A 25,238-nucleotide genomic window follows, 5' to 3' on the forward strand; every position below is an offset into this window, starting at 1 on the left:
AACAATTACCCCGATGGTTCTTCGTCCCTGTCCCCACGGGCGGCGAGGACCGAACACAAGAGAGAGTGTGAGGGTGCTCGTACTCGTCGCTCCCGGCCAAGGCGCACAGACGCCCGGCTTCCTGACTCCCTGGCTCGAACTGCCCGGCGCTGCTGACCGCGTCGCCGGCTGGTCGGACGCCATCGGGCTCGACCTTGCCCACTACGGCACGAAGGCCGACGCGGACGAGATCCGCGACACGGCCGTCGCACAACCCCTGTTGGTGGCCGCCGGCCTGCTCGCCGCGGCCGAGCTCACCGCAATCCCCGCGATCGGCCCGGCCGCCTTCGGCGCCGTGGCGGGCCACAGCGTCGGCGAGATCACCGCCGCCGCGTACGCCGGGGTCCTGTCCGACACGGACGCGCTGTCCTTCGTACGCACCCGGGGGCTCGCCATGGCCGAGGCCGCGGGCATCACCGCGACCGGCATGGCAGCTGTTCTCGGCGGGGACCAGGACGTGGTCTTCGCGCACCTGGAGAAGCTGGGGCTGACCCCGGCGAACGTCAACGGCGCGGGCCAGGTCGTGGCCGCGGGGACCATGGAGCAGATCGCGGCCCTGGAGGCCGAGAAGCCCGAAGGTTCCATGAAGGTCGTCGCCCTCAAGGTCGCGGGCGCCTTCCACACGCACCACATGGCTCCGGCGGTCGCCGGCCTGGAGAAGGCCGCGGCGGCCCTCTCCCCGGCCGACCCGGCGCTGACGTACGTATCGAACAAGGATGGTCAGGTCGTGACCACGGGCGCCGATGTCGTCGCCCGGCTGGTGGGCCAGGTGGCCAACCCGGTCCGCTGGGACCTGTGCATGGAGACGTTCGCCGCACTGGGCGTCACCGGGATCGTCGAACTGTCCCCCGGTGGCACCCTGACGGGTCTGGCCAAGCGCGCGCTGAAGGGCGTACCGAGCGTGGCGCTGAAGACCCCGGACGATCTCGACAAGGCCGCGAAGCTCGTCGCCGAGCACGCGGTCTGAGAGAAGGAGCCCACTCAGCATGTCGAAGATCAAGCCTGCCAAGGGCTCCCCGTACGCCCGCATCCTCGGTGTCGGCGGCTACCGTCCGACCCGCGTGGTGCCGAACGAGGTCATCCTCGAAACCATCGACTCCTCCGACGAGTGGATCCGCTCCCGCTCCGGTATCGCGACGCGGCACTGGGCTTCCCCGCAGGAGACCGTCGCCGCGATGTCGGTGGAGGCTTCCGGCAAGGCCCTGGCCGACGCCGGGATCGCTCCGGAGAAGATCGGCGCCGTGATCGTCTCGACGGTGTCGCACTTCAAGCAGACCCCGGCCGTGGCGACCGAGATCGCGCACCGCATCGGTGCGGGCAAGCCCGCCGCCTTCGACATCTCCGCGGGCTGCGCCGGGTTCGGCTACGGCCTGACCCTGGCCAAGGGACTCGTCGTCGAGGGTTCCGCGGAGTACGTCCTCGTCATCGGCGTGGAGCGGCTCTCGGACCTGACCGACCTGGAGGACCGCGCGACGGCCTTCCTGTTCGGTGACGGCGCGGGCGCCGTGGTCGTCGGCCCCTCGGACGAGCCGGCCATCGGCCCCACGGTGTGGGGTTCGGAGGGCGACAAGTCGGAGACCATCAAGCAGACCGTGCCGTGGGACGAGTACCTCGGCAAGGACGGCGGCGAAAAGTTTCCCGCCATCACGCAGGAGGGCCAGGCGGTCTTCCGCTGGGCCGTCTTCGAGATGGCCAAGGTGGCCCAGCAGGCGCTCGACGCAGCCGGGATCACCGCTGATGACCTGGACGTCTTCATTCCGCACCAGGCGAACATGCGGATCATCGACTCGATGGTGAAGACTCTGAAGCTGCCGGAGCACGTCACGGTCGCCCGTGACATCGAAACCACCGGCAACACCTCGGCCGCCTCGATCCCGCTCGCAATGGAGCGGCTCCTGGCGACCGGAGCGGCGAAGAGCGGCGACACCGCGCTCGTCATCGGCTTCGGGGCGGGGCTCGTCTACGCCGCCACGGTCGTTACCCTCCCCTAGGACCCGGGATCCACATCCCGGACTCCGTTTGACCCCCAGCTAGCTATAGAAGGAGCGCCAACATGGCCTTCACCCAGGAAGAAATCGTCGAAGGTCTCGCGGAGATCGTCAACGAGATCGCCGGCATCCCGACCGAGGACGTCCAGCTCGAGAAGTCCTTCACCGACGACCTGGACGTCGACTCGCTGTCCATGGTCGAGGTCGTCGTCGCCGCCGAAGAGCGCTTCGAGGTGAAGATCCCGGACGAGGACGTCAAGGGTCTCAAGACCGTCGGCGACGCCGCGAAGTACATCCTGGCCAACCAGGCCTGAGCCTGACGAGCGTTTGTCGCCACCTGGCGGTGGCGCCGTGACAATTCACCCCCTGAAACGTGGAGAAAGAATTCCTGTGAGCCCGACCAATCGCACCGTGGTCGTCACCGGTATCGGCGCAACCACTCCGCTGGGTGGCGACAGCGCTTCGACCTGGGAAGGTCTGCTTGCCGGCCGTTCCGGCGTAAGGCCCCTCGAGGGCGAGCGCTACGCCGAACTCCCGGTCCGCATCGCCGCAACCGCCGCCGTGGACCCGAGCGAGGTGCTCCCCAGGCCGCTGGCCCGCAAGCTGGACCGCTCGGCCCAGTTCGCGATCATCGCGGCCCGCGAGGCGTGGGCCGACGCCGGTTACACCGCCCCGGCCGGCGAGGACGAGGCCATCTCGCCCGAGCGCCTGGGCACCGTCATCGCCTCCGGCATCGGCGGCGTGACCACCCTGCTCGACCAGTACGACGTACTGAAGGACAAGGGTGTGCGCCGGGTCTCCCCGCACACCGTCCCCATGCTCATGCCCAACGGCCCGTCGGCCAACGTCGGCCTGGAGGTCAACGCCCGCGCGGGTGTGCACACTCCGGTCAGCGCCTGCGCCTCCGGCGCCGAGGCCATCGGCTACGCCGTCGAGATGATCCGTACCGGCCGTGCCGACGTGGTCGTCGCCGGCGGTACCGAAGCGGCGATCCACCCGCTGCCGATCGCGGCGTTCGCCAACATGATGGCGATGTCCAAGAACAACGAGAACCCGACCACGGCCTCCCGTCCGTACGACAAGGCCCGCGACGGCTTCGTCCTCGGCGAGGGTGCGGGCGTCGTGGTCCTGGAGTCCGCGGAGCACGCCGCCGCGCGCGGCGCCCGCGTCTACTGCGAGGTGCTGGGCCAGGGCCTGTCCGCGGACAGCCACCACATCGCGCAGCCGGAGCCCACCGGCCGCGGCGTCTCGGCCGCCCTGCAGAACCTGCTCGACAACACGGGTCTGGACCCGGCCGAGCTGGTCCACGTGAACGCGCACGCCACGTCCACCCCGCAGGGTGACACGGCCGAGCTGAAGGCCCTGCGCAAGGTGCTGGGCGACGACCTCGACCACATCGCGATCTCGGCCACGAAGTCGATGACCGGTCACCTCCTGGGTGGCGCGGGCGGCATCGAGACCGTCGCGACGGTGCTGGCGCTGTACCACCGCCTCGCCCCGCCGACGATCAACCTCGACGACATGGACGAGGACATCGACGCGGACATCGTGCGCGACGAGCCCCGCAAGCTCCCGGCACAGGGCCCGATCTCCGCGATCAACAACTCCTTCGGCTTCGGCGGCCACAACGTCTCGCTGGCCTTCAGGAGCATCTGAGACCAGCAGCCGACACGCTGACGCGTAGAAGGCCCGCCCGGGATCCCCGGGCGGGCCTTCGGCGTGTCCGGGACCTCAGACCACCTGGTGGAGCCAGCGCACCGGGGCGCCCTCGCCCGCGTAGCGGAAGGGTTCGAGCTCGTCGTCCCAGGGTTTGCCGAGCAGTTTGGCGATCTCCGCTTCCAGGTCCGTCTCGCCGTGCGCGGACCGGGCGAGGGCGGCGCGCAGCCGGTCCTCGGGGATCAGGATGTCGCCGTGCATGCCGGTGACGGCGTGGAAGATGCCCAGGTGCGGGGTGGAGCTGTAGCGCTCGCCCTCGGCGGTCGGGCAGGGTTCCGCGGTCACTTCGAAGCGGAGCAGGTGCCAGCCGCGCAGCGCGGAGGCGAGTTTCGAGGCGGTGCCCGCCTCGGCCTGCCAGGAGAACTCGGCTCTCCAGGTGCCCGGGGAGGCGGGCTGACGGATCCAGTCGAGGTTCACCCGCACCCCGAGCACCCCCGCAACAGCCCATTCCACGTGCGGGCAGAGCGCGCGCGGTGCGGAGTGCACGTACAGGACTCCACGTGTCGTCACCGGGACCTCCAGTGTGGGACGAGGTCGGGAATAAACTCCAGAAAACGGACAGTATGTGACGTGATGTAATGTAACGGAAATTATTTGACATTGCGTTGCGGGACTTGCGGCCGAAACGCCACGGGAAAAAGCTACCGTGCGCCGGGGGTCATGGTGTGACGTACGGTCGCTCCGAGGCCCGTAAACACAGAGCATTCACTCAGCAGGACGCCACCGAATGACGCGGGGGCGACGAGGAGGGACCGTCCGCATGCGCTCCACCGCCCCACGCCGCCGCGCGCGTCGGACCTCCGCGGGCGCGGGCGCGGCCGCGGCGGCCGCCCTGCTGCTCCTGACGGCGGGTGCGCTGACCGGGTGTTCGGCGGACGGGGCGACGACCGGGGGCGAGCGCGGGGCGCAGGCGGCCCCCCGGTGGAACACCGCGCCGGCCTCGGTCGCCGCCGTGGGCGACTCCATCACGCGCGGTTTCGACGCCTGTTCGGTGCTGGCCGACTGCCCGGAGGCCTCCTGGGCCACCGGCGGCGACCCCGCGGTGCGTTCCCTGGCCGCCCGGCTGCTCGGCGAGGCCGAGGTGCCCGCGCGCAGCTGGAACTACGCGGTGACCGGCTCCCGGATGGCGGACCTGCCGGGGCAGCTCGCCTCGGCGGCCGGACACAAGCCGGGCCTGGTCACGGTGATGGTGGGCTCGAACGACGCCTGCCGGCCCTCGGCTTCGTCGATGACTCCGGTGACCGCCTTCCGCTCCGGCTTCGAGAAGGCGCTGGCCGGCCTGCGGGCGGCCTCACCGGCCTCGCAGGTGTACGTCTCCAGCATCCCGGACCTCCAGCGGCTGTGGGAGCAGGGCAAGGACGACCCGATGGTGCGCCGGATCTGGAAGCTGGGCATCTGTCAGTCGATGCTCGCCGATCCGACCTCGGCGGCCACCGGTGCGACGGCCCGGCGGGAGCAGGTGCGGGCGCGCGTGGTCGAGTACAACGAGGTGCTGCGCGAGGTCTGCGCGAAGGACGAGCTGTGCCGCTACGACGGCGGCGCGGTGTTTCAGTACCCCTTCTCGGCGGAGCAGTTGAGCCGCTGGGACTGGTTCCATCCGGGCAAGGACGGGCAGGCGCGGCTCGCGGAACTGGCGCACCGACAGGTGACCTCCGCCGAGCCTCCGCGTTGACGCGGTGAGTGGAACGGACCGGGGGCGGGTGTCAGGGCCCGCCCCCGGTCCAGCTTTTTTCAATCACCACGACTTTCGATCAGTACGGGTGATTTCCGGCCATTACAGGTCGAGGGCCGCCGTCAGCCGCGTGTCGCCGTGCGAGCGGCTCGCGCGGACCTCGTACCCGCCGCCGATCCGCTGCCAGGAGCGGGAGGGCTGGTCCCAGATCTCGAAGGCGCGCTCCGGCAGGGGGATCTCCACCTCGACGCTCTCGCCGGGGCCGGCGGTCACGCTCGCGAAGCCCGCCAGCCAGCTCGCCGGGCGCTCGACGGTGTCCGCGACGGGCGCCAGGTAGACCTGTACGGTCTCGCGGCCCGGCCGGGTGCCGGTGTTGGTGACGCGGACCTTGGCCTGCGTGGGGGTGACCTCCAGGGACTCGTAGGCCCAGTCCGTGTAGCCGAGGCCGTGCCCGAAGGGGAAGGCGGGGGCGATCCCGTGCTTCTCGTAGGCCCGGTAGCCGATGAAGAGCCCCTCGGTGTACTCCAGACGCCCCTCGGTGGGGGTGACGTCGGTGACGGGCGCGTCGGCGAACTCGACGGGCCAGGTGGTGGGCAGCCGCCCGCCCGGCTCGGCCTCGCCGAGCAGTACGTCGGCCAGCGCGGCCCCGCCCTCCTGCCCGGGGAACCAGGTCAGCAGCACGGCGGCGACCTCGTCGCGCCACGGGAGTTCCACCGGGGAGCCCGCGTTGACGACGACCACGGTGTTCGCGTTGACGGCGGCGACGGCGCGCACCAGGTCGTTCTGGCGGCCCGGGAGGGTGAGGTCCTTGCGGTCGAAGCCCTCGGACTCCACGCGCTCGGTGGTGGCGACGACCACGACGGCGGTGTCCGCCGTGCGCGCGGCCTCCACGGCCTCGGCGATGAGCTCGTCGGGGGAGCGCTGAGGACCGAGGTGGAGGAAGGAGAACATGATCGCCTTGAGCGGCAGGGTCGTCATGTCGGGGACCTGGTAGGTCAGCGACACCTCGACGGCTTCGCCCTCGGTGAGGGTGAGGCGGGTCCGTACCTGGGGAGCGCCGAAGAACGCCTCGAAGGGGTCGGCCTCGTCGCCCATCGGCTGGACCCCGTCGAAGCGGGTCTCACCGCCGACGGCGAGGGTGAAGGCGCCGAGTCCGCGGGTGCCGAAGGCGTGCTCGCCGCTCTCGCGCGGCACGAACGTACCGGTGACCTCGATGCTCGCCATGGTCCCGTACGTGACGCCTTCGGGCAGGTCGTCGCCGATCCACTGGACCTGGCCGGTGGGCAGCGAACCGGTGCCGAGGACCGCGCCGGAGGCGTCCCGGCAGACCGCGCGGAGCTGGAAGCCCTTGTCGGCCGGGGTCAGTTCGTCGCTGGGGTCGGCGCCGACGGTGAAGGTGAGGGCGCCGTCGGGGAGGGCCGCGGTCAGTCCGTCCAGCGGGGAGACGATCCGCTCCGGGAAGACGGTGGCGCTGCCGCCGCCGAGGACGCGGGCGTCGCGGGCGGCGGCGCCGCTGAGGGCGACGGTGTGGCCGGGTGCGGTGTCGAGCGGGAGCACGGGCTTGCCGTCGGCGGCGGCCTCGTTGCGTACGAGGACGAAGCCGCGGGCGGCCAGCTCTCGGGCGAGCGCCTGGCCGTCGATGGGGGCCGGGACCTCGCCGACCGCGGCGGGGGCGCCCTCCAGGATGCCGACGCGGGCCGCGAGGCGCAGGACGTTGCGGACGGCGTCGTCGACGGCGGACTCGGGGACCTCGCCGGCGCGGACGGCTTCGGCGAGCGGAGCTCCGTAGACGGTGACGGGGCCGGGCATGGCCACGTCCATGCCGCCGAGGATGTCGCCGGTGGTGGAGCGGGCGGCCATCCAGTCGGAGACGTTGTAGCCGTCGAAGCCCCATTCGCCGCGCAGGACCTCGTTCACGAGGTAGCGGTGCTCGGTCATGGTCGTGCCGTTGACCCGGTTGTAGGCGGTCATGATGCCCCACGGGTGGGCGTTGGCGACGATGGCCTCGAAGGGTGCCAGGTACAGCTCGCGCAGCGGGCGCGGGGCGATGACGCTGTCGACGGTGAAGCGCTCGGTCTCGGCGTCGTTGCCGACGAAGTGCTTGACGGTGGTGCCGACGCCGCCGTCCTGGACGCCGTTCACGTAGCCGCTGCCGACCGCGCCGGTGAGGTAGGGGTCCTCGGAGTAGCACTCGAAGTGCCGGCCGCCGAGCGGGGAGCGGTGCAGGTTGACGGTGGGCGCGAGGAGCACGTGGACGCCCTTGCGGCGGGCCTCCTGGGCGAGGAGGCGGCCGGCCCGGCGGGCGAGCTCGGGGTCCCACGCGGCGGCGAGCGCGGTCGGGGAGGGCAGCGCGATCGACGGGTCGTCGGCGGTCCAGCGCACGCCGCGCACCCCGATGGGGCCGTCGGACATGACCAGCGACTTCAGCCCGATCTCGGGGACGGCGGGCAGGGACCACATGTCCTGGCCGGCCAGCAGCCGGGCCTTGGTGTCGAGGTCCAGCTTGCCCAGGGCCGTCTCTACGGCGTCGTTGCGGACCTGATCGGCATCGGTCACGGCCATGCCTCCTCGTTGAGTGCGGGTGCGCGGTGCGGTGCGGTGCGGCGCCGTGCTGTGCGGTGCGGCGCTGTGCGGTGACCCCATGGTGGACCCGCTACCTGTAGAGCGGTAGGGTTCGTAATCTGTTCGTAATCTTCGGATGCCGTACGGTCCTGCTGGCAGGTGTGGAGCGGAAGGGGTGGCGGGGCGATGGCCAGGGCCAGAAGTGAGGAACGGCGCGCGGAGATCGTCCGCGCGGCCGTCGAGGTCATCGCGGAACGCGGCTACCGCGGCGCTTCGCTGGGTGTGGTCGCCGAGCGCGTGGGCCTGACCCAGCAGGGGCTCCTGCACTACTTCCCCACCAAGGAGGCGCTGCTCGTCGCCGTCCTGCAGGAGCGCGACCGCTGGGACACCGGCGGCGGGAGCCGCCCCGCGGCCGGCGAGTGGCGGCTGGACCTCCTGGCCTCGCTGGTGGACTACAACTCCATGCGTCCGGGCATCGTGCAGACCTTCTCGGCGCTGCTCGGCGAGAGCGTCACCGACGGCCACCCCGCGCGGGAGTTCTTCACCGAGCGGTACACGGAGGTGCGCTCCGAGATGGCCGCCGTACTGCGCGGCGAGTTCGGCGACCGGCTCCCCTCGGGCCTCACCCCCGAACAGGTGGCGCCCCTGCTGGTCGCCGTACTGGACGGCCTGCAGTACCAGTGGCTGCTCGACCCCGAATCCCTCGACATGGCGGCCGCGTTCCGCTCCTTCCTGACTCTCCTCCAGGGATCCCCGGCCTGACGCCACCGAGCGGCGGGGCTGGCATGCTGGGCCGGGTGAAGATCGCTGCCGCGCAGTTGAGCTGCGCCCCCGCCGACGTGTCCGCCAACGCCGTACGGGCGGCCGCGCTCGCCGTGCGGGCGCGGGAGGAGGGCGCCGGGCTGGTGGTGTTCCCCGAGTTCACCCTGACCGGCTACGAGCTGCCCGCGCTCGTAGCCGACCCCGGCCTGTGGCTGGCCGACGCCGAGGATCCCCGACTGGACCCAGTCCGCTCCACGGGGATCGCCACCGCCGTCAACGTCGCGCTGCGCACGGACGGCCCCCGGCCCGTCATCGCGACCCTGGTCCACGACGCGGACGGCGCGCACGTGACCACGTACGCCAAGCAGCACCTGTTCCGCCACGAGCAGGAGGTCTTCGCCGCGGGGACGGTCCCGGGCCGCTTCGAGCTCGGCGGGATCCGCTTCTCCCTGGGCATCTGCTTCGACAACCACTTCGCGGACGTGCCCGCAGCGGGCGCCGCGGCCGGCTGCCGGGTCCACCTGGCGAGCTCGCTCTACGGCACGGGCGACGGCGTCGCCGAGCGTGCGGCGGTCCACCCGGGGATCGCCCGGGAGTTCGGGATGTACGTGGCCCTCGCCAACCACGTCGGACCCGCCGGGCCGTGGACGGGCTGCGGGGGCGCGGCCGTCTGGGCGCCGGACGGGACCCTGCTGGCCGAGGCGGACGCGCACACGCCGTCGGTCGCCGTGGCGGAGGTGCCGATGGAGGTACCGGCGGAGGCATCGGCGGAGAGCCGGACCGAGGGCCGGACCGAGGGCGCGAGCACGCGCCGGGCGGACGAGCCGGGCGTGCCGACGGCGCAGGTCCCGGCCTGACCTGCTTCGCCTCGGGCGCGATGGGCTCCGAGCTGCCCGATGCGGAGTTCTACGGCAGGGCCGGCCTCGAAGGCCGCCCGGAGTGAGGGCCGGGCCCTTCGGCCCGACTCCGTCTCACGGAGAGACGGATCCGCTCACCAGGGTCTGGGAGAAGCCCGGGAGCAGGCGCTTCGTGCCCCACGCACCGAGGGCCTCCAGGGCCTCGTTCAGCTCGTGGCCGAGCGGGGTCAGGGAATACTCCACGCGCGGCGGGACCTCCTCGTAGACCTCGCGGTGGACGATGCCGTCCGTCTCCAGCTCGCGCAGCTGGGCCGCGAGCACCTTCTCCGAGACCCCCGGGACCAGTCGGCGCAGTTCGCCGAACCGGCGCGGGCACTGCTCCAACTCCCACAGGACCGACACCTTCCACTTGCCGTCGATCACGGACATCGCCGCGGCGATCCCGCAGTGATCCGCGCCCGGCCGCTGTGTCATTGCCATCGCGTCCTCCCCGACTGGCTTGGACATCACGGGCGATCCGCTGATCTGCTGATCGCAACTTCGGCCGTGTCCTGGTGGCCGGGCCCTCGTTGTACGGAGCAGAACGGCCTGCCGCATTGAGGTGGGCCCATGAGAATCCGCCCCGTGCCCAGGAAGCGACGCGGGGTCCCCGCCCCGCCCGGGTCCACACCGGGCGGAAAGCGTCCGGCGGGGCGGTAGCTGTAGCCACCGAATCGCCGCACCCAGCGGCGGCACAGGCGGCAGGCACCGCACACGATGAGCACCCGGCCGCATCCAGCGGCACGGGCACGCGGCACACCGCAGGCGTCCACACCCTGCCCAGCACCACACGCCGCCTTTCCAGCAGGCCTGAAAACTCGAGCCCGCCCAGGAAAACCTAAGCTCATCCGTGACGCTAATCGGCATGACCGACAACACGACAGAACCTCTCACCGTGTCGCCCTGCAGTGGCCCGCCCGGACTCTTCGACACCCACCGGGCGGCCCTGGAGGTCCCGGCCGGCGCCCGCTTCGTCGGCTCCGACCCCGGCCACGCGGCCCTGCACGACGTGGCCCTGCTGAGCGCGATGACCGGGCTCTTCGCCGGGATCTCGCACGCCTACGCGCTGATCGAGGGCGAGGACATCTCCCCCAAGGACCTGGCTCCGCTGCTGACGGAGTGGCTGGGGGCGATGGGCTTCTTCGCGGGCGCCGCCGCCGAGCGGCTGGTCTCGGGGGACTTCACCACGGGCGTCGAATCGAACCTGGCCATGCAGGTCACGGCGAGCGCCACCTATCTGCGGACCGCCGCGGAGCAGGGGGTCAGCCCCGAGCTGATCAGTCCGTACCTGGACCTGATGCGGGAACGGCTGGCGGCCGACCCGGCGGCCCACGCCGGGGAAGACACCGCCGGGGCGATCACTCTGCTCAGGCGCTGAGCTGCTTGCCCGGAGCCTGGCCCTGAGCCTGAGCCTGGCTCTGAGCCTGGCTGTGGCCGTGGCTCTGATCCTGGCCCCGGCCCTGACCCTCAGCCTGCTCCGGTCCCTGCTCCGCGTCCTCGCCCACCAGGTCACGGGCCATGAGCGTCGCCCCGGCCACCGCGCCCGGCATCAGGAACACGGCGACGAGCGGCACCAGGAAGGACACGACGAGCGGCACCCCGAAGCCGAGGGCCAGCATCCGCCGCCCGCGCAGCAGCGCGAGTTGCTCGGTGAGCTGGACCCGGCGGCGCATCAGGGCGACGGAGGTGAGCTCCTGGGCGAGGAAGAAGCCGGAGACGCAGAAGCCGAGGACCGGGACCACGGTCTGCCCGATCACCGGGACGAAGCCGAGCCCGAAGAGCAGGATGCCGAACAGCAGCACCCGGCCGAGGATCCGCAGGCTGTCGCGGGCGGAGATCCACAGCTCCTGAGGGAGCGTGAGGCCCGACTCCGGGACCTCGCCGCCCTCGGTGCGGTCGACCTGCTCCGAGAGGGACTCGTAGAAGGGCTGGCCCACGAGCAGGGTCACGGCGGTGAAGGTGATCACCGCGAGGAAGAGTCCGAGGCAGAAGACCAGGGCGGTCAGGAAGCCGCGCAAGAGCCCGAGCCACGGGGAGGACCAGTCGTCGGCGAAGGGGGTCGCCCAGGCGGTCATGTCGTCGGCGCCGTAGCCGAGGCCGATGAGCGCGCCCGCGTACAGCACCAGGGAGACGAGCCCGGGCAGCAGCCCGAAGCCCAGCCACCGTCCGTGGCGCAGTACCCATCGCTGTCCGGCCAGCAGATAGCCGAATCCCCCCGCAAGATCACGCATGGTTCCAGTTTAGGGCGGGCGCCCGGGCAGGCGGACGCCGGGCATGGCGAAGGCCGCACCCCGGTGCCTGGGTGCGGCCTTCGACGTACCGGATGAACCGGCCGAACCAGTCGAGCGGGTCGGAGATCAGACCGCGAGCTCGACCGTGATGTTGCCGCGGGTCGCCTTGGAGTACGGGCAGACCTGGTGGGCCTTCTCGATGAGGTCCTTGGCGGTGGCGGCGTCCACGTTCGGGATGGAGGCCGAGATCTTCACGATGATGCCGAAGCCGTCGTCGTTCTTGCCGATGCCGACCTCGGCGGTGACGGTGGAGCCGGTGATGTCGGCGTTCTCGTTGCGGGCGACGACGCCGAGCGCACCCTGGAAGCAGGCGCTGTAGCCGGCGGCGAACAGCTGCTCGGGGTTGGTGCCCTCGCCGCTGCCACCGAGCTCCTTCGGCGGGTTCACGACGACCTCGAGGCGGCCGTCGTTGGTGGCGACGCGACCGTCACGGCCGTTCTCGGCGGTGGCAATGGCGGTGTACGCGACGTCGGACTGCTGGATGGACATGTAAGGAAATCCTCCTGGTAAATCGCCGGGACTCGCGCCCACGCGTCACGGCGGTGTGCAGTGAGCCTAACCGGTGAAAGAAACGATCATCTTTCCGGTGTTGTCACCGCGCAGCAGTCCGAGGAAGGCGTCGGAGGCGTTCTCCACTCCCCGGACGACCGTCTCGTCGGCGACGAGCTGCCCGGAACGCAGCCAGCCGGCCACGTCCTGGACGAACTGCGGCTGCAGTCCCGCGTGGTCTCCGACCAGCACGCCCTGCAGGCGCAGGCGCTTGCCGATGACGAGGGCGAGGTTGCGCGGACCGGGCACGGGCTCGGTGGCGTTGTACTGGGCGATGGCCCCGCACAGGGTGGCCCGGCCGTGGACCTTCAGGGAGGAGATGGCGGCCTCCAGGTGGTCCCCGCCGACGTTGTCGAAGTAGACGTCGATGCCCTCGGGGGCGGCTTCCTTCAGCTGCTCGGCGACGGGGCCGCTCTTGTAGTTGAAGGCGGCGTCGAAGCCGTACTTCTCTGTGAGGAGCGTCACCTTCTCGTCGGAGCCGGCGGAGCCGATCACCCGGGAGGCGCCCTTGATCTTCGCGAACTGGCCGACGAGGCTGCCGACCGCGCCGGCGGCGCCGGACACGAAGACGGAGTCGCCTTCCTTGAAGGAGGCGACCTCGAGGAGCCCGGCGTAGGCGGTCAGGCCCGGCATGCCGAGGACGCCGAGGTAGGCGGAGAGGGGGGCGAGCGAGGCGTCCACCGGGGTGGCGTGCCGGGCGTCGACGTCCGCGTACTCGCGCCAGCCCAGACCGTGCAGCACGTGGTCGCCGACCGCGAAGCGCTCGTCGGCCGAGGCCACGACCTCGCCGACCGCGCCGCCGTCCATGGGCTGGTCGAGCTGGAAGGGCGGGATGTACGACTTCACGTCGTTCATCCGGCCGCGCATGTACGGGTCCACGGACATGTGGAGGTTGCGCACCAGAATCCGGCCGGCGGTGGGCTCGGCGTTGACCGGTACCTCGCGCAGGGCGAAGTCCTCGGCGACGGGCCAGCCCTGCGGGCGGCGGACGAGGTGCCACTCACGGCTGACGGCGGGGATCTCGGACATGGCGTCACTCCTGGGGAGGGGGAGAAGTGCAAAATGCTTCAGGACGTGAAACAACCATGCGCCTGGATATTTCATGTTGTCAAGTAAGTGGGTACGCTGGATCCATGTCCAGCCGTCGCGCAGATCCCCTGACCCTCGAAGTCGTCGAGCTCATCGGCGACGTCGTGACCCGCTACCACCAGGAGTACGAGCACGCGGCCTCCAGCCACCAGCTCACCGGCGCCCAGGCCCGCGTACTGAACCTGCTCTCCCTGGAGCCGATGCCGATGCGCAAGATCGCGCAGAAGCTGCGGTGCGAGCCGTCGAACATCACCGGCATCGTGGACCGCCTGGAGAGCCGCGGGCTCGTCGAGCGCCGCCCCGACCCGGCCGACCGCCGGGTGAAGCTGGCCGCGCCCACCGAGGACGGCCTGCAGACCGCCGACCGGCTGCGCGAGTCGCTGGACTTCGCCCGGGAGCCGCTGGCCGGGCTCACCGCGGCCGAGCGCGCGGTCCTGCGGGACCTGCTCAGGCGGATGCTGGGCTGAACCTACGGACGGCCCGCGGGTCGTCCGTAGGCCGTCAGCAGAAGATCCACCAGCAGTCGCGGGTGGGCGTCGGAGACGGAGACGGGGAGGGGGATTCGGACGGGGACGCGGACGGCTTCTTGCTGGCCTTCCCCTTGGGCCCCTTCGAGCTCGCGCTCTCGCTGGGAGTCGTGGAGCCGCCCGCACCCGATGAGGTCGGACCAGTGGGCGTCGGAGTCCTGGAAGCCCTCCGCGACGGCCCGGCCCCGGAGGCGGAGCCCGACGAACCGGCCGTGGAGCCCTCGGCGCTCCCCCCGGCCGTGCCCTTCCCGGAGCCGGCGGCCGGACCGTTCGCCGAAGCCGTGCCCGAGGGTGCGGCCGGATCCCCCGTGAGGCCCGGCAGCGGAGCCGGCTCCGCGGGACCCGCGTCGTCGGTCAGCACCACCGTCGCCGCCCGGTCGGTGCGCTGTCCGTCGGTCGCCAGCCGGGCCAGGCCCAGGGTGACTCCGGCGGCGAGCACCAGCCCGAGCCCCACGGTGAGCGCGGTCCGGCGGCGTCTGCGGTGCCCGGCGCGGCGGCGGTCGGCGGCGCGGCCCCGAGCCCGACCCCGGCCTTGCCCCCCTTCCCCGGACAGCACGACGAGGGAGTCGGCGTACACGTCGGCGAGCGCGGCCGGGTCGCTTCCGAACCCGGCGGCGGAGCCGGGGGCGGGCGCGGCGGGTGCGGCGTATGTCAGGTGTTCTGCCGGGGTCCCGCATCCGGCGCACGCCAGCGCGCCGTTGAGGTACCTGCGGCAGGCGATGCAATAGTCCATGGCGCCCGCAGGCTACGCGTTCGCCCACAACGGCCGTATACCGGGATCGTGAGGATCTTGTGTGGAAGGGTTCGGGTCCATGACGAGGACACCGGGGACACCACCCCTCACCCCGGGCCCCTTCGGCCCCGCCGGCTTCCAACTGGTGCTGCTGCGCCGGATGGCGGACTTCCAGCCGGGACTCGCGGAGGAGGCCCGCCGACTGCTCGGCGCCTCCCTCGCCGAGCAGCGGGAGGCCAACAAGCGCTGGCAGGCCATGGTGCGCTCTCCGCGGTCCCGGGGCGCCCTGACCCGCTACCGCTCCGTGCTCGGCCCGCCCGAGGCCGTCTCCTCCCGCACGATCGGCGATCTGACGTGCGAGGCCCTGCTGTGGCCGGTGCCGCTCTGGCCCGATCTGCGTTTCGAGGTGCTCGCCGCGCCGGACGGGGCCGTCTGGAACGAATGGCTGGTCCGGGCCCCGGGCGCGCCCGGTCCCGTACTGGAGTCGCTGGGGGACCTGCTGCCCTGGTCGGCGACGGTCGACGAGGTGGCGCGGGCCTTCGCTCCCGTCCGCCCGATGGAGGGGACCGCGCCGACGCGGTGGCGGCTGGCGTTCACCGCGTCGGGGCGGGCCTGCGTCGCGGAGTTCACGTACGGCCTGCTCCAGACGGTGTCCGTAGAAGGAGCGCCCGCAGGGACGGTCTAGGAGCGCAGGAAGGCCCGTACGCCCGCCGAGGTGGGGTCGTCCCCGAGTAGGTCGTTGTGCTTCAGGCAGCCGACCGGGGTGTTCGTCGCTCCGGTGAGCGGGACGCTGTCGTCGGGGTTGATGACCTCGTCGCAACCGGACCAGAAGGTGGCGTACCGGACCGTGCCGGGGGTCTCGTCACCGGAGGTCAGGTTCTTCACGACGTAGGAGCCGGGGGTCATGTCCCGGCAGGCCTGGTCCCACAGGGCGCAGGCCCAGGCGGTGGAGGTGCCGCGGTTGGGGCCGGCGAGGGAGACCCAGCGGTCGACGTACGGGCTGCCGCCGCCGAACTTCACGTACCAGCGGGTGACCAGCGAGCCGAAGGAGTGGGCGACCAGGTCCACCCGGGCGGCGCCGGTCTGCCGGCGGACCTCGTCGACATAGGCGGCGAGCCGTCCGGAGAGGACCTCGTTGACCGACTGGTGGGTGTCGTAGCCGAAGGAGAAGAGCTCGGAGTCGGTGTATCCGTCGGCGCGCAGGTCCTCGCGCAGGGAGCCCCAGACGCCGGGGTCGGCGTTGTAGCCGTGCACGAAGACCACCGGATTGCGCGCTCCGGCCAGTCCGGAGGGCGCGCCGGAGGCCTGGGCCGGGAGCGCGGGCGCGGCGAGCAGGGCCAGGCAGAGCGTCAGGAGGGCGAGCAGCCTCTGGCGGACCGTCAGCATCGAGTCCCCTTTACCTTGTTACGCACGAGTAGCACGATGGGTGCGGGCATGGTCGCGCCTGGCGTCGCAGAATTCCACCCCCGTGCAGCACCCACCCGCACCCCTCGTGACCCTTCCGTATCTCACGACACCCCCCACCCGGAGCATCAAATCGGGCAATACGGGTAATTCACCCGAGAAGATACGAAGTGTGACCGGCACTCGCCGGTCTTCTTGCGTCAGCGCTCTCGGGAGGATCTGCCGTGACCGTCAGTCTTGAGCAGTTGCGCCGCTGCCACGTGGCCGTCGACCTCGGAGCGGCCAGGACCCGCGTCTACGTCAAGGGCGTCGGCCTGGTCGTGGACGAGCCCAGTGTCGCCGCCGTGAACACGCGGACCGGTGCACTCATCGCCGTCGGCACCTTCGCCGAGCGGATGACCGGCCGCACGCCCGACTACATCCGGGTCGTCCGGCCCGTCTCCGGCGGCACCGTCGTGGACATCGAGATGGCCCAGCGCATGCTGCGCCACCTCCTCGGCGAGAAGCTGCGGCGCGCCCTGCGCCGCAAGCCCCGGCTCCGGGCCGCCGCCTGCACCCCGCACGACGCCGACCCGCTCGCCCAGCGCGCGGCGGTCGAGACGATGGTCGGCCTCGGAGCCCGGCGCGTCGAACTCGTCGACACCCTGATCGCGGCGGCCGTCGGCTGCGGACTGCCCGTGGAACAGCCGACCGCGACGATGATCATGGTGTGCGGGGCCGCCGCCACCCAGGTCGCCGTCCTCTCCCTCGGCTCGATCGTCACCGCCGTACGGATCCCGGTCGGCGGCGAGGCCATCGATCACGCCGTCGTCCAGCACCTGCGCCACGCGCACGAGCTGATGCTGCCCAGCCAGGCCGTCCGCCCGCTCCAGCTGGCCCTGCACGGCAACGGCATCACCGCCGAGGGCCCTGCCTCCACCCTCATCCACGGCCGCGACGTATCCACCGGGCTGGCCCGCTCCGTGAACGTGGACACCGCGGCCGTCCGCGACGCCATCTACACCCCGCTGACCGCCGTGCTCGACGGCATCGGCAAGGTGCTGCGCGACTGCCCGCCGGACCTGGTGGCGGACCTGACGGACCGAGGGATCATGATGGTCGGTGGCAGCGCCCTGCTGCCGGGCCTGGACCAGATGCTCCGCGACGCCACCGGGATGCCCGTGGCCATCGCCGAACGGCCTGACGTCTGCGCGGTGCTGGGCCTCGGCATGATGATCGAAGGGAAGATCTCCCCCATGGTTCTGAACCCCCTGGCCGAATGACGCACTCCGAGTCGCCCCTGCCGGCTCCCGGGGACGGGAAGGGCGTCGCCGCCCGCCAGGCCGCCAGCCTGCCCGTCCTCCTGGAGGCGGTCCTCAGCGTCGGCTCCGAACTCGAACTGCGGACCACCCTCCAGCACATCGTGGATTCGGCGACCGAGCTGTGCGCGGCACGGTACGGAGCGCTCGGGGTCGTCGACCCCGAGCGCGTCCGGATGACCGGGCTGTTCACCTCCGGTATGACCGAGGAGGAGAAGACCGCGATCGGCCGGCTGCCGGACGGCCGTTCCGGCCTGCTCGGCGCCCTGATCACCGATCCGCGCCCGCTCATGCTGGAGGACCTGAACGAGGACCCCCGCGCGGTGGGCTTCCCGCCGGGACACCCCCCGATGAAGGGGTTCCTCGGCGTCCCGATCCGGGTCCACACCGAGGTCTTCGGCAACCTCTACCTCACCGACAAGCGGGGCGGCGGCCCGTTCACCGACGAGGACCTCGCGCTGCTGCGCGTCCTGGCCTCGCAGGCGGGGATAGCGATCGGCAACGCCCGGCTGTACGAGACCGCGCGCCGCCGGGAGCGCTGGATCGAGGGCGCCGCCGCCGTGACCACCACCCTGCTGGCGGGCCGGCCGGCGGCGGACGCGCTGATGTGCGTGGCCGAACGGGCCCGGCTGCTGGCCGACGCCGCGGCCGGGGTCGTCCTCCAGCCGACCCCCGAGGGCGGCATGGAGATCGTGGCCGCCTCCACGCACGGGGACCCCGGGGACCTGGTGGGCACGGCCATCGCTCCGGGCTCGGCGGTCCTGGAACAACTGCTGGGCGGTGAGCCGGTCTTCATCGAGGACTCGGCGACGGACCCCCGGATGACCACGCACGTACGGGAGCGCTTCGGCCCCAGCATGATGCTGCCCCTCCAGAGCGGCGGCCAGCTCATCGGGACGCTCGCCCTGCCGCGCGGCCGCGGCGGCCCCGCCTACGACGCGGTCGACCGGCTGCTGGCCTCGCAGTTCGCCTCCCAGGCCGCGCTGGCCCTGGTCCTGGCGGACGCGCAGCACGACCGCGAGCAGCTCGCCGTCTACGAGGACCGGGACCGCATCGCCCGCGACCTCCACGACCTGGTGGTCCAGCGGCTGTTCGCGACGGAGATGATGCTGGAGAGCACCCGGCGGCGCTCCGCCAAGGCACCCGCCGGGGACACCGTCGGCGAGGAGCTGGGCCGCGCCGTGGACGAGCTCGACTCCACCATCCAGGAGGTCCGCACGGCCATCTTCGCCCTCCAGCAGCCCCCGACCGACGCCCCGACCACTTTCCGCGGCCGGGTCCTGCGGGAGACCGGCGGGGCCGCGGTCCTGCTGGGCTTCCAGCCGTCGGTGCACTTCGCCGGCACGGTGGACGCGCTGCTGCCGGAACCGGTCGCGGACGAGCTCCTCGCCGCGCTGCGCGGTGCGCTGGCCGCGGCACACCGCCGTGCGGAGGTCACCTCCATCGACGTCGAAGTCGACGCGGTCCCCGCCCGGGTCCGCCTCACCGTCTCCGACGACGGCCGCACGGAATCGGGCACCCGGGGCACCACCCTGACCTGGGAAGCCCCGCTCTGACCCGGTGGGTGGGTGGGTGCGGCTGGGGCGACCCTGCGGGGCGAGGTCCCCTACCCGCCCTTCGCCCGTTCCCCGGGGCTCCGCCCCGGACCCCCTTGCCGGGTGCGGCGCCGTTCCCGGGGGCCGGCCCCCCGGACCCCCAGGGGGTCCGGGCAGCGCCCGGCTGGGGGTCCCCCCGGACGGAGTCTGGGGGATGGTGGAAGGGCGGGTAGGGGACTTCGCCCCGCGGGGCCCACCCACCCGCACGAGCCCCGCACGAGGCCGCGCCAGGCTTCGCCCCATAGGGTGTCGCCGTGACGACCCGCCCCTCGGCCCGCGCCGCCATCGCCTCCGCCACCGACCCCGGCAGCTTCACCGAACTCCCCACCCCGCCCGGGGACTCCGCCCCCGACGGCCCCCTCGGCTGGGCCGGCTACGACGACTCCCGCGCCCGCGCCGCCCTGCGGACCGGCGAGGACGAGTCCGTCGTCACCGGCACCGCCCTCATCGGCGGCCACGAAGCCACCGTGATCGCCTTCGAGTTCGGCTTCCTCGGCGGGTCCCTGGGCCACCGCACCGGCGACCGCCTGGAGGCGGCCTACACCCACGCCCGCACCCACCGCCTCCCCCTGGTCTCCTTCATCGCCACGGGCGGCTCCCGCATGCAGGAGGGCATGCTCGCGCTGACCCAACTGCAGCGCGTGGCCCGCCAGTCCGCCCTCACCCGCGCCGCCGGCCTCCCGCAGGTCGCCGTCCTGCGCGACCCCACCACCGGCGGCGGCTGGGCCACCCTCGGGGCGGGGGCCGACGTGATCCTCGCGCTGCCCGGTGCGCAGGTCGGGTTCGCCGGGTCCCGGGTACGGCCGCCGGACGCGGATCCGGCCGCGTACACCGCCGAAGGGCAGTACGCCGCCGGGCACGTGGACGCCGTCGTCCCCGCCGCGGAGCTCCCCGCGACCTTGGCGGCCTGGCTCCGGGTGCTGGCCGCGCCCCGGTCCGCCGAGCCCGTGGAACCCCCCGCCGCGCTGGCCGACGTAGAGCTGCCGCCCACGGGATGGGACGCCGTCCGGCAGGCCCGTCACCCCGGCCGACCGCGCGCGGGGCGGTACCTGGACGCGTACTTCGAGCTCCGCCTCCCCCTCTCGGGCGACCGGGCGGGCGCCGCCGACCCCGGGATGCTGTGCGGGTTCGGGCTCCACGAGGGCCGGGCCGTGGCCTACGCCGCCCAGTGCGGCACCGCCACCCGCCCGGCCGGGTACCGCACGGCGGCCCGGGTGATCCGGCTCGCGGACCGGCTCGGGATCCCGGTGCTCACCCTCGTGGACACCCCCGGCGCCGCCAACGACGCCGCCGCCGAGCACGCGGGCGCGGGAGCAGCCATCGCGGACGCCTTCGCGGCGCTCGCCTCGGCCGGGGTCCCCCTCACCACCCTCCTCATCGGGGAGGGCGGCTCGGGGGGCGCCCTCGCCCTCGCGGCGCCGGGCAACACCTGGGTCACCCCGGACAGCTACTTCTCGGTGATCGCCCCCGAACTGGCGGCGGCCATCCTCAAGCGCCCCCCGGAGTCGGCCCCGGCGACGGCGGACCAACTGCGCGTCCGCCCCCAGGACCTGGTCGCCCTGGGGGTCGCCCGCGGCATCGTCTCCCCCGCGAAGGCAATGGACTAGGCCGAGATGGCCTAGGGCCTGTCGTCAAACTCCCGTCGTCGCCCGAAGCGCGGCAGACGGGAGTTTGACGACAGGCCCTAGCGTCCCCAGCTCCGCGCCGGCAACTTCACGTCCATCCGGTACAGCCGGGTGATCTCCTGCGGGAACTCGTTGTCGTCGCTGACCAGCAGCAGCCGGACCCGTCCGAACCCGTCGCGCCCGTCGTCGTCGGTGACCACCATGCCCTCGACGTTGTCGACCAGCGGGTGGTTCTGCGGCAGCTTGGAGGGCGCGCCCAGCGTCGGGCAGCCGTCGAGGTCCCCGATCGGCGTCTTGCGCGCGGTCCGCAGACCGGGACCGTCCACCAGGGCCGCCACCTTCGAGGTGTCCGTGGCGCCCAGGGGGTCGGCGACGTACAGCCGCACCGTGATCTTGAACTGCTGCGTGAAGCCGCGCTCCAGCACGATCAGGCGGCCGTCGCGCGTCGGCGCGAGCTCCACCAGCCCGTGCCCGGCGTCCACCGGGTACGCGTACTGCCGCCCCAGGACGAACTCCCCGTCCCGGCCGCGGCGTTCCCAGGTCTGGATCCGCTGGAGCGTCCGCCCCTGCGCGTCCTTGCCGTCGCCGGCCAGCACGCCTTCGACTCCGGCGACGAGGGTGTGTCCGCCGGGCAGCAGGGTCAGCGACTCGAAGGTCTGGTTGACGGTGGCCCGGCCCGCGGGCGCGAGCTTGAACCCGTCCGGGACCGGCAGCGAGCCCAGCACCTCACCGGTGCGGGAGTAGCGCCGGATCGCCGGGGAGGTCTCGTCCGTCACCAGGTAGGTGCCGTCACGGTCGACGACGATCCCCTCGGAGTCGAGGGCCTTGCCCGCTCCGTCGGTCAGCGGCAGCCGCGCGACCGCCGTGGCCGTCGGGGTGTCGCCGCGGCCCACGTTCAGCTTGTACAGGGCCGACTTGTCGGAGATGGCGGCGATGCTGCCGTCCCGGTCCACCGAGAGCCCGGAGAGCCCGCCGACCAGCTTCCCGTCGATGAGGGTCTTGTCGAGGGAGTCCGAGTAGCCGGCGACCGAGAGGTACGGCGAGCAGGACCGGACCGCGGGGCCCGCGAGGGCCTGCGGAACGAGGGCTCCGGAGAGCGCGGCGGTGGCCACGGCGGTGGTGACGAGCGTACGAAGGCGCATGAAGGCCTTCCTCCTGGATCAAAGGGGAGCTGCGAGGCGGGGGGCGGGGGGCTGGAGTCAACTTCCTAACTGTCATATGGCTAACCGAAAGAAAACGGAAGACCCGGCAACGCAATGGCAACGAACCCGCCAACTTCCCTTCACACCCGTCCGGATCGGGCGAACTTCCCCGGGCTGATCCCCACGTGCCGCCCGAAGTGCCGTGCCAGGTGCGCCTGGTCGTAGAAGCCCGCCTCCACTGCGACGTCGGCCGGCCGCATCCCCGACAGCAGCAGCCGCCGCGCCTTCGCGACACGCAGGCCGGTGAGGTAGGCGTGCGGAGGGAGCCCGAACGCCTTCCGGAAGCTGCGGATCAGGTGGGTGGGATGGGCGTGTCCCAGAAGCGCGGAAGCCTCCTCCAAGGTGATCCCGCCGAGGACCCGCGCATCGAGGAGCTCGCGCAGTCGTACGGCCGTATCCGGGCCCGGAACCCCGTACGGGACCACCTGACGCCCCTCCAGCCATGTGCGCAGCCGCTCCTGGACGAAGGCGAGCCGCGACTGCGCCTCCAGCCGCTCGACCGCGCCGGCGGGCAACTCCCGCGGGCCCAGCGCGCGGTGCAGTCCGTGGATCCGGTCGCGCAGGGCGGCGTCGAGCAGCAGCGGCGCGTCGACGGCGGCCCCGGTCAGCGACTCCGGGAGCACGGACGCGTCGAGGTACAGCACGCGCTTGCGGAAGCCCGCCTCGGTGACGGTCCGCCCGTCGTGGACCACCCCGGGCGGCAGCAGGGCCACCGTCTGCGAACCGCCCACGCCGTGCCGTTCGCGGTCGAGCCCGAAGTCGACGCGGCCGCCGTCGAGGATCATCAGCGCCCACGTGTCGTGGACGTGGGCGGGGTAGGCGTGATCGGTGAACCGGGCGTGGAACACCTCGGCGATCCCCGGCACCGGCGGCTGCCAGGCCGAGACCGTGCTGTGCGGACGTATCGCGGCTGACATGTCAGGAACGTACAAGACCGGTCGCCTCGCACCCCGGCAGCCTGTCCGCATGACGACACCCGAGAGCACGCACGAGAACGCTCACCCGGCGCCGGCCATGGTCAACATCGCGGAGAAGCTGGCCGGTTTCACCGAGCAGTGGGCTCCGCACCGGATCGCCCGGGTCAACGACTACGAGGTCAAGATCGCCAAGCTCCAGGGCGAGTTCATCTGGCACACCCACGAGGACACCGACGAGCTCTTCCTCGTCGTCAGCGGCACCCTGACGATCCGGCTGCGCGCCGGGGACGTCGTACTGAACCCCGGGGAGATCTACGTGGTCCCGCGCGGGGTGGAACACTGCCCGCGGGCCGACGGGGAGACGGCGATCCTGCTGTTCGAGCCCGCCGGCACCACCAACACCGGCGGAGAGCTCAGCGACCGCACCCGCGAGCCGGTGGACGCGTAGCGGTTGCCCGGCGACGGAACCCCGAGGTCCCCCCTGTGCGTCTCCCGCAGCGGGACACTAGGGAGGGGTGGGCCGTGCGCGGCTTCGAGGAAGGTGCGGGCTGCAGGGGGTGGCCCGGCAGTCGCTTGTGGGCGCCGGCGGTGGCGAATCTCCTGATCGGGGTGGTCGCCGTCATTCCGGGCTGGTGCGTCTGGTGGCTCGTGACGCAGTACCCGTTGCTGCGATGCAGCGACAGGGGCTGCGACCCGGATGCGGCCGAACCCACGCCCGTCATGGCGGCCGGTGCCGTGCTCGGCGGCATGTTCGTCCTGGGGCTGATCCTGCTGGTGGACGTCCTCATGCCAAGGCAAGAGGGCTGGCGCATGCACAGGTGGCTCGGCATGACCGTGCTGGTCCCGGTTCCCTTCGTCGTCGGCCGGGCTCTGGGCTGGTTCTAGCCCGCGTCCGCTTCAGGCCTGCGGCGACCGTGCGTCGTAGTGGGCGAAGCCCCGCCAGCGCGCGGCCAGCAGGGCCAGGACGAGGACGCAGCCGAGGCCGCCGCCCGTGATCGCGACGGTCGGGGAGGTGAGTTCGGCGGTGGCCCCTGCGAGGAAGTCCCCGAGCCGGGGCCCGCCGGCGACGACCACGATGAAGACGCCCTGCAGGCGGCCCCGCATCTCGTCCGGGGTCGCGGACTGGAGCATGGTGGTGCGGAACACCATCGAGATGCTGTCGGCGCACCCCGCCAGGGCCAGGAAGAGCAGCCCGAGCCAGAGGTCGCGGGTCAGCCCGAACACCGCGATGGCCAGCCCCCACGCGGCGACGGAGAGCAGGATCGCCACGCCGTGCCGGCGGATCCGGCCCTGCCAGCCGGAGAACAGCCCGCCGAGCAGTGCGCCGACGGCGGGGGCGGCCACGAGCAGCCCGACCGTCTTGGCGTCGCCGCCGTACCAGAGCACGGCGACGGCCGGGAACAGCGCCTTCGGCTGGGCCAGCACCATGGCGGCCAGGTCGGAGAAGAAGGTCATCCGGATGTTCGGCCGTGTCCCCAGGAAGCGCAGGCCGTCGAGTACGGAGGCGCGCCCCGTGCGGCCGCCCGCCCCCTCGGGCCTCATCGACGGCAGCCGCCACATCGCGTAGAGGGCGGCGCCGAAGGTGAAGGCGTCGATCAGGTACGCCGCCTGGTAACCCCACCAGCCGACGATGACCCCGCCCAGCGCCGGGCCGGCCGTCATCCCGAAGGTCAGGACCACGGAGTTCAGCGCGTTGGCGGCGGGCAGTTGCTCGGCCGGGAGCAGCCGCGGGATCATCGCCGACCGGGCGGGCCCGTTGAGCGCCCCGCAGAGGGACTGGAGCGCGACGACGGCGTACAGCAGCCAGACCCGGTGGTAGTCCAGGAGCGCGGCGCCGGCCAGGGCGAAGGACAGGGCGGTCAGGCCGAGCGCACTGGCGAGGCCCAGTTTGCGGCGGTCGACGGTGTCGGCGATGGCCCCGCCGTAGAGCCCGAAGGAGACCAGCGGGACGAGCGAGCAGAGCCCGACCAGTCCGACGGAGAAGCTGGAGCCGGTGATCTCGTAGATCTGCAGCGAGATGGCCAGGGCCGTCATCGCCTGGCCCAGCCAGGAAATGATCCCGCCGACCCACAGCCGCCGGAAGTCCGGGGAGGTTCTCAGCGGGGTGAGGTCGGCCAGTATGCGGCGCCGGGGGCGGGTGGGCGGGGGCGAAGCGGTCGTACGGGTCACAACGGATGATAGGCCGCCCCGGCTCGGCCCTCGCTCGGGGCCCGGCCGAGCGGACTCCGCCATCCCGCACGCGCACCACTCACCCCACCCGGAACCGGGGCCCCGCGACAGAACCGTCCTTGCCGCTAACTCGCCACTATCACCGGACATTTGACCGAATAGACGTGCGCTCCTCGCCTGGAGTTCAGCTCATGATGAAAAGAC

At 72.4% G+C, this 25,238-nt stretch carries 25 protein-coding genes and 1 pseudogene; 15 read left to right on the plus strand and 11 right to left on the minus strand.

Translation table 11 applies throughout. The features are described 5' to 3' along the window. The first annotated feature begins 73 nt into the window (after window positions 1–73). The 4 genes from AC3IYI_RS12470 (at window position 74) to fabF (ending at window position 3,683) form a co-directional block, all read left to right on the plus strand. Complete coding sequence (locus AC3IYI_RS12470; protein WP_489410233.1) at window positions 74–1,006, plus strand: ACP S-malonyltransferase; 933 nt, start codon at window positions 74–76, stop codon at window positions 1,004–1,006. 19 nt (window positions 1,007–1,025) lie between these two features. Further along, entirely contained in the window at window positions 1,026–2,030 is a 1,005-nt protein-coding gene (locus tag AC3IYI_RS12475; RefSeq protein ID WP_243329396.1) for a ketoacyl-ACP synthase III, read from the plus strand. A gap of 62 nt (window positions 2,031–2,092) precedes the next feature. Next, entirely contained in the window at window positions 2,093–2,341 is a 249-nt protein-coding gene (locus tag AC3IYI_RS12480) for an acyl carrier protein (RefSeq protein WP_489410234.1), read from the plus strand. A 76-nt stretch (window positions 2,342–2,417) separates the two neighbouring features. Next, window positions 2,418–3,683, plus strand: coding sequence for a beta-ketoacyl-ACP synthase II (gene fabF / locus AC3IYI_RS12485; protein ID WP_489410235.1), 1,266 nt, complete (start codon window positions 2,418–2,420; stop codon window positions 3,681–3,683). Window positions 3,684–3,758: 75 nt separating this feature from the next. On the opposite strand, the gene AC3IYI_RS12490 is transcribed toward fabF, so the two are convergent. Then, on the minus strand, window positions 3,759–4,253 hold the full coding sequence (locus tag AC3IYI_RS12490) for a DUF3145 domain-containing protein (RefSeq protein ID WP_243329390.1): 495 nt from the start codon (window positions 4,251–4,253) through the stop codon (window positions 3,759–3,761). A gap of 250 nt (window positions 4,254–4,503) precedes the next feature. Here AC3IYI_RS12490 and AC3IYI_RS12495 point away from each other — a divergent pair, with 250 nt between their 5' ends. Further along, window positions 4,504–5,415 (plus strand): SGNH/GDSL hydrolase family protein, encoded by a 912-nt coding sequence (locus AC3IYI_RS12495; RefSeq protein ID WP_489410236.1) that lies wholly within the window; start codon window positions 4,504–4,506, stop codon window positions 5,413–5,415. A 102-nt stretch (window positions 5,416–5,517) separates the two neighbouring features. Here AC3IYI_RS12495 and AC3IYI_RS12500 read toward each other — a convergent pair whose 3' ends face one another. Then, window positions 5,518–7,977 (minus strand): beta-glucosidase family protein, encoded by a 2,460-nt coding sequence (locus tag AC3IYI_RS12500; protein WP_489410237.1) that lies wholly within the window; start codon window positions 7,975–7,977, stop codon window positions 5,518–5,520. 186 nt (window positions 7,978–8,163) lie between these two features. On the opposite strand from AC3IYI_RS12500, the gene AC3IYI_RS12505 reads away from it, so the two are divergent. Both AC3IYI_RS12505 and AC3IYI_RS12510 read left to right on the plus strand, forming a co-directional pair. Continuing rightward, window positions 8,164–8,739, plus strand: coding sequence for a TetR/AcrR family transcriptional regulator (locus tag AC3IYI_RS12505; protein ID WP_489410238.1), 576 nt, complete (start codon window positions 8,164–8,166; stop codon window positions 8,737–8,739). 35 nt (window positions 8,740–8,774) lie between these two features. Beyond that, window positions 8,775–9,596: a carbon-nitrogen hydrolase family protein gene (locus AC3IYI_RS12510; RefSeq protein WP_489410239.1), complete on the plus strand. Its 822-nt coding sequence runs from the start codon at window positions 8,775–8,777 to the stop codon at window positions 9,594–9,596. A gap of 114 nt (window positions 9,597–9,710) precedes the next feature. Here AC3IYI_RS12510 and AC3IYI_RS12515 read toward each other — a convergent pair whose 3' ends face one another. After that, window positions 9,711–10,076, minus strand: coding sequence for a winged helix-turn-helix transcriptional regulator (locus tag AC3IYI_RS12515; protein ID WP_489410240.1), 366 nt, complete (start codon window positions 10,074–10,076; stop codon window positions 9,711–9,713). A 466-nt stretch (window positions 10,077–10,542) separates the two neighbouring features. Here AC3IYI_RS12515 and AC3IYI_RS12520 point away from each other — a divergent pair. Further along, a pseudogene (locus tag AC3IYI_RS12520) lies at window positions 10,543–11,013 on the plus strand (imine reductase family protein); the annotation flags it as partial. Here AC3IYI_RS12520 and AC3IYI_RS12525 read toward each other — a convergent pair. The 3 genes from AC3IYI_RS12525 to AC3IYI_RS12535 form a co-directional block, all read right to left on the minus strand. Next, complete coding sequence (locus AC3IYI_RS12525; protein ID WP_489410241.1) at window positions 11,003–11,866, minus strand: EI24 domain-containing protein; 864 nt, start codon at window positions 11,864–11,866, stop codon at window positions 11,003–11,005. The pseudogene AC3IYI_RS12520 and the gene AC3IYI_RS12525 sit on opposite strands and share 11 nt — an antisense overlap. Window positions 11,867–11,992: 126 nt before the next feature. Next, window positions 11,993–12,415, minus strand: a complete 423-nt coding sequence (locus AC3IYI_RS12530; RefSeq protein ID WP_489410242.1) for an organic hydroperoxide resistance protein — start codon at window positions 12,413–12,415, stop codon at window positions 11,993–11,995. A gap of 66 nt (window positions 12,416–12,481) precedes the next feature. Further along, window positions 12,482–13,504, minus strand: a complete 1,023-nt coding sequence (locus tag AC3IYI_RS12535; protein WP_489410243.1) for an NADP-dependent oxidoreductase — start codon at window positions 13,502–13,504, stop codon at window positions 12,482–12,484. Between the two features lie 104 nt (window positions 13,505–13,608). Between AC3IYI_RS12535 and AC3IYI_RS12540 the strand changes: the two genes are divergently transcribed. Continuing rightward, a complete protein-coding gene (locus tag AC3IYI_RS12540; RefSeq protein ID WP_489410244.1) occupies window positions 13,609–14,031 on the plus strand; it encodes a MarR family winged helix-turn-helix transcriptional regulator in 423 nt (140 codons plus the stop codon). Between the two features lie 34 nt (window positions 14,032–14,065). Here AC3IYI_RS12540 and AC3IYI_RS12545 read toward each other — a convergent pair whose 3' ends face one another. Continuing rightward, window positions 14,066–14,824, minus strand: coding sequence for an SCO2400 family protein (locus AC3IYI_RS12545; RefSeq protein WP_489410245.1), 759 nt, complete (start codon window positions 14,822–14,824; stop codon window positions 14,066–14,068). Between the two features lie 79 nt (window positions 14,825–14,903). On the opposite strand from AC3IYI_RS12545, the gene AC3IYI_RS12550 reads away from it, so the two are divergent. Then, entirely contained in the window at window positions 14,904–15,509 is a 606-nt protein-coding gene (locus AC3IYI_RS12550; protein ID WP_489410246.1) for an RNA-binding protein, read from the plus strand. Here AC3IYI_RS12550 and AC3IYI_RS12555 read toward each other — a convergent pair. Next, window positions 15,506–16,210 (minus strand): esterase/lipase family protein, encoded by a 705-nt coding sequence (locus AC3IYI_RS12555; RefSeq protein WP_489410247.1) that lies wholly within the window; start codon window positions 16,208–16,210, stop codon window positions 15,506–15,508. The genes AC3IYI_RS12550 and AC3IYI_RS12555 overlap by 4 nt on opposite strands. 242 nt (window positions 16,211–16,452) lie before the next feature. Here AC3IYI_RS12555 and AC3IYI_RS12560 point away from each other — a divergent pair, with 242 nt between their 5' ends. The 3 genes from AC3IYI_RS12560 to AC3IYI_RS12570 all read left to right on the plus strand — a co-directional run bounded on the left by AC3IYI_RS12560 (window position 16,453) and on the right by AC3IYI_RS12570 (window position 20,728). Further along, entirely contained in the window at window positions 16,453–17,490 is a 1,038-nt protein-coding gene (locus AC3IYI_RS12560; protein ID WP_385375603.1) for a rod shape-determining protein, read from the plus strand. Next, window positions 17,487–19,082, plus strand: coding sequence for a GAF domain-containing protein (locus AC3IYI_RS12565; protein ID WP_489410248.1), 1,596 nt, complete (start codon window positions 17,487–17,489; stop codon window positions 19,080–19,082). Before AC3IYI_RS12560 ends, AC3IYI_RS12565 begins: the two co-directional genes overlap by 4 nt. Before the next feature lie 293 nt (window positions 19,083–19,375). Beyond that, window positions 19,376–20,728, plus strand: a complete 1,353-nt coding sequence (locus tag AC3IYI_RS12570; RefSeq protein ID WP_489410249.1) for a carboxyl transferase domain-containing protein — start codon at window positions 19,376–19,378, stop codon at window positions 20,726–20,728. Between the two features lie 77 nt (window positions 20,729–20,805). On the opposite strand, the gene AC3IYI_RS12575 is transcribed toward AC3IYI_RS12570, so the two are convergent. Together AC3IYI_RS12575 and AC3IYI_RS12580 are read right to left on the minus strand one after the other, a co-directional pair. Continuing rightward, entirely contained in the window at window positions 20,806–21,888 is a 1,083-nt protein-coding gene (locus tag AC3IYI_RS12575; RefSeq protein ID WP_489410250.1) for an esterase-like activity of phytase family protein, read from the minus strand. A gap of 140 nt (window positions 21,889–22,028) precedes the next feature. After that, complete coding sequence (locus AC3IYI_RS12580; protein WP_489410251.1) at window positions 22,029–22,865, minus strand: helix-turn-helix transcriptional regulator; 837 nt, start codon at window positions 22,863–22,865, stop codon at window positions 22,029–22,031. Between the two features lie 49 nt (window positions 22,866–22,914). Between AC3IYI_RS12580 and AC3IYI_RS12585 the strand changes: the two genes are divergently transcribed. Further along, window positions 22,915–23,313 (plus strand): cupin domain-containing protein, encoded by a 399-nt coding sequence (locus tag AC3IYI_RS12585; RefSeq protein ID WP_489410252.1) that lies wholly within the window; start codon window positions 22,915–22,917, stop codon window positions 23,311–23,313. A gap of 140 nt (window positions 23,314–23,453) precedes the next feature. After that, on the plus strand, window positions 23,454–23,750 hold the full coding sequence (locus AC3IYI_RS12590) for a hypothetical protein (protein ID WP_489410253.1): 297 nt from the start codon (window positions 23,454–23,456) through the stop codon (window positions 23,748–23,750). A gap of 12 nt (window positions 23,751–23,762) precedes the next feature. On the opposite strand, the gene AC3IYI_RS12595 is transcribed toward AC3IYI_RS12590, so the two are convergent. Beyond that, window positions 23,763–25,097, minus strand: coding sequence for an MFS transporter (locus tag AC3IYI_RS12595; RefSeq protein WP_489410254.1), 1,335 nt, complete (start codon window positions 25,095–25,097; stop codon window positions 23,763–23,765). Window positions 25,098–25,238 lie beyond the last annotated feature (141 nt).

This window comes from Streptomyces sp. GL_148, assembly GCF_057834205.1.